General features: G+C 39.6%; 4 protein-coding genes. 3 read left to right on the top strand and 1 reads right to left on the bottom strand.

The genetic code is table 11. From position 1 onward, the window contains the following. Window positions 1-247 (top strand): hypothetical protein (locus VLZ86_RS08165; RefSeq protein ID WP_325450150.1); only part of this gene is annotated, 247 nt, incomplete at its 5' end. Window positions 248-316: 69 nt separating this feature from the next. Next, entirely contained in the window at window positions 317-1,510 is a 1,194-nt protein-coding gene (locus tag VLZ86_RS08160; protein ID WP_325450148.1) for a hypothetical protein, read from the top strand. Window positions 1,511-1,690: 180 nt separating this feature from the next. On the opposite strand, the gene VLZ86_RS08155 is transcribed toward VLZ86_RS08160, so the two are convergent. Next, window positions 1,691-4,939: a reprolysin-like metallopeptidase gene (locus tag VLZ86_RS08155; RefSeq protein WP_325450146.1), complete on the bottom strand. Its 3,249-nt coding sequence runs from the start codon at window positions 4,937-4,939 to the stop codon at window positions 1,691-1,693. Between the two features lie 428 nt (window positions 4,940-5,367). Here VLZ86_RS08155 and VLZ86_RS08150 point away from each other — a divergent pair. After that, a partial coding sequence (locus VLZ86_RS08150) for an FAD synthetase family protein (RefSeq protein WP_325450144.1) occupies window positions 5,368-5,883 on the top strand: 516 nt, incomplete at its 3' end.

Genomic DNA, 5,883 nt, shown 5'->3' with positions numbered 1-5,883 from the left:
CTATAGTTCGGACAGACTTTATGCCCTTGGGGTAGAAACTAAAGGAAACTTGGTCGATAAAGCTTTTGGCTCCTTGGATTTCATACTAAGATCCAAAATAAATAAAAATCTAGCACTTGATTTTTCGATCAAAAATCTTCTCAATCCAGCCGTTGAAAGGGTTCAAGAAAACACCTCCGAAAACATCACCGTGCTGTCATACAAGCGTGGGGCTTTTTTCAAATTAGGATTGCGCTACAAACTATAATATATCAACTCCAATAAATATTAATCAATTAATTTAAAATTTTAACCAAGAAAATTAACACGTAACATTATGAAAAAAACAATTTCAAAACTTTTAGGAACCGCACTTTTATTTGCTCTAATATTTACAACGGCATGTTCAAGTGATGATGACACTACATCCGATGATGCTGGTGGAACCACCTTTGTCTTAGACCGTGAGAATCTTACAGGAGAAATCAACGAAGGTGAAGTTATTTTAGAATCAGGAACGTATAAATTAACCGGGAAATTAATTGTAAACGCCGGGGCGAAACTTACGATTAAAAGTGGTGTAAAAATAGAAGCTACTGCTGCCAAAAGTGGTGATTTTTCCGCAGTACGATACATTGCTGTTGCCCAAAATGGTGAAATAGATGTACAAGGTACCTCTACCAATCCAGTGGTTATGACGGCTGCAACTCATGCTCCCGGCGCTTGGGGTGGACTAGTTTTATGTGGAAATGCTCCCATAAATAAAGGCACGACAGCCTCGGCAGAAGTATCCGACTTGACTTATGGAGGTGGCGATGCAAATGACAGCTCAGGATCTCTAAAATATTTAAGAATAGAATACTCCGGTTTTGCTTACAATTCAGAAAAAGAATTCAATGGCCTCTCACTTTTCGGCGTGGGTAGTGGTACAACCATAGAATATATTCAAGTTCATGAAGGTTCAGATGATGGTTTTGAATTTTTTGGAGGTACAGCTCAGGCGAACTATTTGGTTGTGAGTAATTTCTCAGAAGACGTAGGTGACGATTTATTTGACTGGACTGAAGGTTGGTCGGGCACTGGTGAAAACTGGTATGGCATCAGAACAAATGCTGGCAATAGAGGTATTGAGGCAGATAATAACTCTAACAATCATTTGGCTACACCAATCTCCAACCCTACCATCAAAAATCTCACTTTAATAGGTTTAGGAATGGCTGATACAAGTTCTGAAACACAAGCCATTAAGTTAAGAGTGGGCACTAAAGGGCAATTTGACAATGTGGTACTGAGCAATTGGAAAACAGGCTTTGACATTCAACATGATGAGAGTGTGGGTTATGTTACTACTGGCACATTAGCTGCCAAGAACGTTAAGTTTGAGAATGTCACCACCCCATCGGTAGGAAAAAATACTGAAGGTAAGACAGTTGATGTATCTGGGGTATATAGCATAAATGAAAATGCTACAGGAGCTGGTAATGGCAGTGCCAAACCTGCTTGGGCTAATGGCTGGACCGTAGGGCTCTAATAAAATGCAAATTAAAATTTGAGTTAGTCTTCAAGTTGCAATAGACCTTTTCAATCTAATGAAAGGGTCTTTTTCATTAACAGATACTTCAATACGAGTAAAATTGCCATATTATAGTATTGTAAAAAACCGTCCTAATATGATAATCGAGACGGTTTTAGTAATTAAATTTGACGTTATTTAGTCCACTAATATCTTTTTGGTAACCGTCCTCAATCCGTCTGAAATAGTGATTAAATACATCCCCGATTGTGCATTATCCAATCGGATGACTTCTCGAAAGTTTGACGTATTTTCAAATCGGTTTTCAAATACTTCTCGACCTCTAATATCATAGACCACTATTTTAATATCCTGTCCTGAATGCGATTGTAGCTTTACTGTAAAGTCACCATGACTCGGATTTGGAAAAATGGTAAAAGTTTCAAAACTATTTTCGGCAACCGATAATGGTTGTGCCAGACAAAGTTCTAAAGTAAATTCATTCAAAACACCTCCATGGCCACTAAAAAGGTCTTTTACTTCCAAAGTCCAGTTTCCTTGTGACATTTCACCATTAATTATTGACAAGTCCTCTTCAGGTCTAAAAGAGCCTGTAAAAGGTGCAACACCATCAATGATAGACGTTGTGGCCTGTTGGTCAAAAACGGTATTGGTGTAATTTTTATCAAAATCTTCTCCATTGTTGCTGGATAACAGAATTCGCGTACCTGCAGGACTGATCAACACCATCTCTACATCTCTCACCCAGTCATGGGCGATATTAACTTTGACCTTCACGCCAGTAACCGGTAAGTTTTTTGCCACGGTGATAATCGAATTATACGTATTTGAATCTGCTGCTGATATGGTTATTGGTGTATCTGTTGCAGTAATGGCATCTTCACAGGTAGAAACTCCTGTAGCAAACGTGTTGACTGCAGATATTGTACCTGCGGAACATCTATTGGAACCTGTAACTCTCCAATAATAAACCGTTCCCAAGGCCAAGGTAGTGGCATATGAATTGGATGTTAGCGTTTGGGAATCCCCGATAACGCTAAAATCGCTATGTGTTGAAATCTCTATTAAATAATTCTCCACATTAGAATCGTCTTCCCAACTGAAGCTCACATCACTATAAAGTCCTTGAGCACCATTTGGCGCAATTAAAGCGGGAGCCGCAATGGTACTGCTAAAAACACTAAGTGCCACTTCGGAACTAATGGTTAAGCTACCCGAAGTTCCAACTGCCGTAATCTCATAATCGCCAAGTGGGGCATTTCCAACACCAGAAAGGGTTATCGTTACCGCAGTACCATCCACGCTTGCTGAGGAAGGACTAAATGTGGCTGTTGTGCCTGCTGGTAAATTCACTGCAGAAAAGCTCGTATTCTGAGAGTAGCCACCAAAGGTATTATAGGTAAAACTATAGATTGCACTATCGCCAGGTTGACATACCGTAGCGGAAGTTGTGGAAAAATTTAGAAGATAGGGAACATTTATTATCTTAAAATTGGAGGCATTAACGTTGAAAAATATATTTCCCACACTTTCAACTATAATTCTTGCTTGTGTCGTATTAGTCCCTGCCGGAACCAAAACATCATAGGCCCCATTATTAGGTACATTTGAAGCCAAGGTGTAAGGAAATGTTAAACCACCATCTATAGACAGTTTAATATTGACATTTGCTGTGTTTACCGGAGCGACGTTGGTATTGGCAACATCCCAAGTGATGGTTTTAGTCGAACCGATTTCCCAGGTGACGTTTGAGGCTTGAGACGTTACTTTAAATGGTCCCGCTGTGCCAACCGTAGTGACTGTCATATCATCCACCGCGGTTTGTCCGCCTCGTGGATCATTATCTCTAACCGTCAAAACATAATTATGAACTCTCCCCACTGAAGCCAGCTTTTCCCAGGTTGTGGATTGGCCACCATTGGCAATGACATCTCGAAATCGAGGGATGTATCTCACAGGGTTTGTAGTGCCCTTAAAAGAGCGTACCATGGGTCCAGTTTCTGTAGTTTCTGTTGGTAACCCGGCAGCTCCCAGATCAAATTGTTCCCAAGTATAGGTATGTGCCAAAGTACCATTAGGATCTGTAGAGGATCCTGTCAATTTATAGGGCGTAGAAATTGGAATGTTATATGATGCTCCAGCCTCCGCCGTTGGGGCCGCATTTCCGGTAACTGATAAAACACCGCAGGTGCCACTTCCAGTGGTAATGTTGGTCCAGATTTGTCGTAAACTAGCTTGATGGAAATAGTCATGACTATTACTTTCAATATTTTGAGACCCACATATACCAGCATAACTTAAAATAGTAGAACCACTTCCTGGTTCATAAGCCGTCGCAGCGGCTCTATTACCCGCTCCACAATTTCCTGCCGTTCCGTTAAATGTGTGCGTAGCACCAAACTGATGACCTATTTCATGAGACACATAATCAATGGCAAATGGATCTCCTGAAGGATTTGGCAACCCTGTTGTCCCCGCACCCTTATTCGAGCCGCAAACACTTCGCAAATAGGCAGACCCTCCGGAACCGGTAGTAAAAGAATGTCCAATATCATAATTTTCTGCTCCAATAAGCCCATTGATAATACCCGTAAGTGTCGAAAGACTTTCCGTATTGGGGAAAATACTATTTTCTGCAGTTGAAATCAAAAGGTCGTTGTTAGCTACCAATGTCATCCTGATGGATAATTCTCGATCATAAATTGCATTGACCCTGGTCATCGTCGTATTAATTGCAGCCAGGGTTGAAGCTACCGTTCCTCCATGAAAAGCAGTGTATTCACTACTCGTGCCTATTGCCAATCTAAACGTACGTCTAGTACCATCATTTGCATTCCTTGAGGCCACAAGGTCCAGATCCAGTGCATTTGAAATACCGTCCTCAATAACACCACATTCAAAAAGGTTTTGTACCACAGGAATGTCCCTTCTTGAAAACACTTCATAAGCCCCATCCGTTGCATATGGATTTATGAACTCTGCTCCTTTATCAATGGACATGGTCATGGAATGTAAACTACCCGGAGAGACACTAAAATATATTACTGAAGATGTGTTTTTTAAACTATAACCAACATAAGAACGAATGTCAGGGTATTTAACCTGTAATTCTGGATGCATTACCGAATACTCCATAATTCTGTAAGTTTCCAAAGCTCCCTCTGAGTTTGGAAAATCAATTAGTGTATTGGATTGAATCCCTGAATCCCTTTTTGGAGCATTCTGTAATCTCGAGGTCAAACCGTCCATATCCAACTGATAGTATAACGCTTTAACAGGAGTAGAATTCTGAGGCAGCACGCGCTCTTGAGAAATACTGTTTTTGGTTGTCTTTGTCCAAAGAGATTGTCTTTTTTGCCCATAGGTCATGGAAAAAGCAAAAATCATCATAAAAAACAAACTAGTCTTTAAGTAGTTCTTTTTCATATAATTTAAAGAAATAAAATTTAGTCGTGTGAAAGTTACATTCAAATTAAAGAAATCACAAAACAAAGTGTTAATGTTTTCAACTTCACATGCAACCAATGCTTTTAAATTCTTTATTCTAATTCATTTCTCCATAAGTGAGCAGCATAAGCTGTCAAATTAAAATGAAAAGACTTAAAAAGAATAGTAGCTCTTCTCAAAATAAACAACACTCAAAAGTGTCTCTAAACCAAAACAAGAGGCAAGAGCCAGCAGCTGCAAACGAATTTTAGAACTTTCGCTTAAGCAGACCTTTATTGAAAATGGATGAAGCCATCATCAGATACCATTAAGGGTTTATCAACTTTCAAAATACGATACTCAGGATTCAATTCGCGAATAGTAATTTTTTTTAAACCTTGAAATAGCTATTTTTACAAAAAAATCAATTGAAGGTACTTACAGCATCAGACAGTTCTATCCCTCAAACACCATCGGTAGTTACTATTGGCACCTTTGATGGCGTCCATCTTGGACATCAAAAAATCATCAAAAAACTCACAAAAAAAGCATCCGAAGAAAATTTAATCTCTGTCGTGCTCACTTTTTTTCCCCATCCTCGAATGGTTTTACAGCAAAATCCAAACATTGAACTACTGAACACCATTTCTGAACGCAAAGAAATTTTATCGGCGTTGGGCTTGGACTTTATTTACGTCAAAGAGTTTACGAAGGTTTTTTCAGAACTCTCTGCACGCGATTTTGTCAAAACCATCCTAGTAGATACACTTCATGCCAAACACGTGATCATCGGGTATGACCATCAATTTGGAAAGGACCGAAGCGCCAATATTGACGATTTAAAACGATTTGGAGCAGAATTTGGATTTCAAGTTGAAGAAATTTCTGCCCAAGATGTAGAAGATGTGGCCGTGAGTTCGACTAAAATCAGAACCGCGCTCAAG

The sequence above is a fragment of the Gelidibacter sp. genome, assembly GCF_035515035.1.
Lineage (GTDB): Bacteria > Bacteroidota > Bacteroidia > Flavobacteriales > Flavobacteriaceae > Gelidibacter.
Note: the sequence above shows the minus strand (reverse complement) of the source record. Positions and strands in the feature narration are given on the sequence as shown.